Genomic DNA, 2,317 nt, shown 5'->3' on the forward strand with positions numbered 1-2,317 from the left:
TCCAAAATTACAATCGAAAACAAGAAGAAAATTGCAGTCGCAATAGAGCTTTTCGAAAAATATGTCGACATTAAAGCGCTTGATGATAAAATTATCACTTTTAGCTATCAGGGAATTACGCCACATATGTTTCAATACCAACTGGTTAAATGGGCCAAGCGCGATAAAAAACATATTGTTTTACCGGAAGGGAATGACGAACGCATTTTAAAGGCTGTAGAGAAACTCATTACCCAGGATATTGTAGACATCACGCTTCTGGGCGATCCAATCGAAATTACCAACACGATTAAAAGACTTGGATTAAATCTGGATACCAACACTTTAAAAATACATAACCCAGGCCAATCGACTCATTATAACGATTATGTAAATACCTTACATGAATTACGTAAAGCCAAGAATGTAAACCTCGAAATGGCCAGAGATATGATGACCGATGTTTCTTATTTCGGAACGATGATGGTTTATAAGGGTGATGCCGATGGGATGGTTTCAGGTGCCGTTCATACCACTCAGCACACCATCAGACCTGCTTTGCAGTTTGTTAAAACCAAGCCAGGTGTATCAGTGGTTTCATCCATTTTCTTTATGTGCCTGCCAGAACGCGTGGCTATATTTGGAGATTGTGCGGTTAACCCCAATCCTACTGCCCAACAACTGGCAGAAATAGCAATTTCTTCAGCAGAGAGCAGTGCCAAATTTGGCATTGAGCCACGCATTGCCATGTTATCTTATTCTTCTGGTACATCAGGAGAAGGTGAAGATGTAGAGCGCGTAAGAGAAGCCACTGCCATCGTTAAAGCAAGGCATCCGGAATTAAAAATTGAAGGGCCGATACAATATGATGCTGCTGTAGATCCACTTGTAGGTAAACAAAAACTACCGGGTTCTGAAGTAGCGGGCAGAGCAAGTGTATTAATCTTCCCTGATTTAAATACCGGTAACAATACCTATAAAGCGGTGCAGCGCGAAACTGGAGCATTAGCTATTGGCCCAATGTTACAGGGCTTAAACAAACCAATAAACGATTTAAGCCGTGGTTGTACTGTAGATGATATTTTTAATACCGTTGTAATTACAGCGATTCAATGCCAAGACATTTAATATGAACATTTTAATAATCAACTCAGGAAGCAGTTCCTTAAAATACCAGCTTTTTAACATGCCAGAAAAAGCTCCGGTTTGCAGCGGTTTGGTAGAGCGTATTGGCATTGAAGGCTCGTTTATTAAACATACAGTTTATCGCAACAACGAAAAGCATATCATTGAACAATCAGGTTTTATTGCTAACCATGGCGAAGGCTTAAAACAGGTTTTAGCTTTACTAACAGAGGGAGAATATGCGGTAATAGCCAGCCCAGATGATATTGCGGCTGTTGGCCATAGAGTAGTGCATGGAGGTGAACATTTTACAGGCGCAACCCTTATTACAGATGAGGTAAAACATCAGATCAAAAAGCTGTTTTCCCTTGCTCCGCTGCATAATCCGGTTAATTATAAATGTATTGAAGTAGCCGAACAGACTTTTGAAAACGCTAAACAAATTGCAGTATTCGATACGGCATTTCATCAAACCATACCAGAACAGGCCTATCGTTATGCCATTCCAGAATGGTATTACAAAGAACATGGTATCCGGGTGTATGGATTTCATGGCACCAGCCACAAATATGTAAGTGAACAGGCCAACAAATGGTTAAATAAAGTTGATACAAAAATTATTAGCATCCACCTGGGCAACGGCTGCAGCATTACCGCCATTAAAAATGGTAAATCGATCGATACCAGTATGGGATTTGGTCCCTTAAGCGGATTAATGATGGGTACACGTTCTGGAGATATCGATCCATCGGTTATTTTTCATTTAATGGAGCATTCTGGATATACCTTAGAGCAGTTGAGTACCTTGGTTAACAAACAGTCGGGCCTTTTGGGTGTAGGTGGTTCGAGCGATATGCGCGACATCAGAAAAATGGTAAGCGAAGGCAATGTGGCTGCAATTTTAGCGCTAAAACTGTATGCCTACAGGATCAAGAAATTTATTGGTGCTTATGCGGCCATTTTAAATGGTATAGATGCAATCATATTTACCGCTGGTGTAGGCGAAAACGACAGTAATATGCGTGAATCTGTATGTTCGGAGCTGAATTATCTGGGTATTGAATTAGATCCAAATCAAAATACAGCCTATAACGGAGAATTGAAAGAAATTAACAAGGCAAGCGCTAAAGTAAAAATCCTCGTTATTCCAACCAACGAAGAATATGAAATTGCCCATCAATGTTTTGAGCTTTTAAGCTAATAGCAAGACTTC

The 2,317-nt window shown here is 40.1% G+C and carries 2 protein-coding genes; both read left to right on the forward strand.

Annotation, left to right across the window (positions count from 1 at the left end; all coding sequences use genetic code 11):
- Positions 1–1,107: phosphate acetyltransferase (pta, locus tag ASU31_RS27010; protein WP_083505567.1), on the forward strand; the 1,107-nt coding region annotated here is incomplete at its 5' end.
- A gap of 1 nt (position 1,108) precedes the next feature.
- Positions 1,109–2,305, forward strand: a complete 1,197-nt coding sequence (locus ASU31_RS27015) for an acetate/propionate family kinase (RefSeq protein WP_057935337.1) — start codon at positions 1,109–1,111, stop codon at positions 2,303–2,305.
- Positions 2,306–2,317: the final 12 nt, after the last annotated feature.

The sequence above is a fragment of the Pedobacter ginsenosidimutans genome, assembly GCF_001442625.1.
Lineage (GTDB): Bacteria > Bacteroidota > Bacteroidia > Sphingobacteriales > Sphingobacteriaceae > Pedobacter > Pedobacter ginsenosidimutans.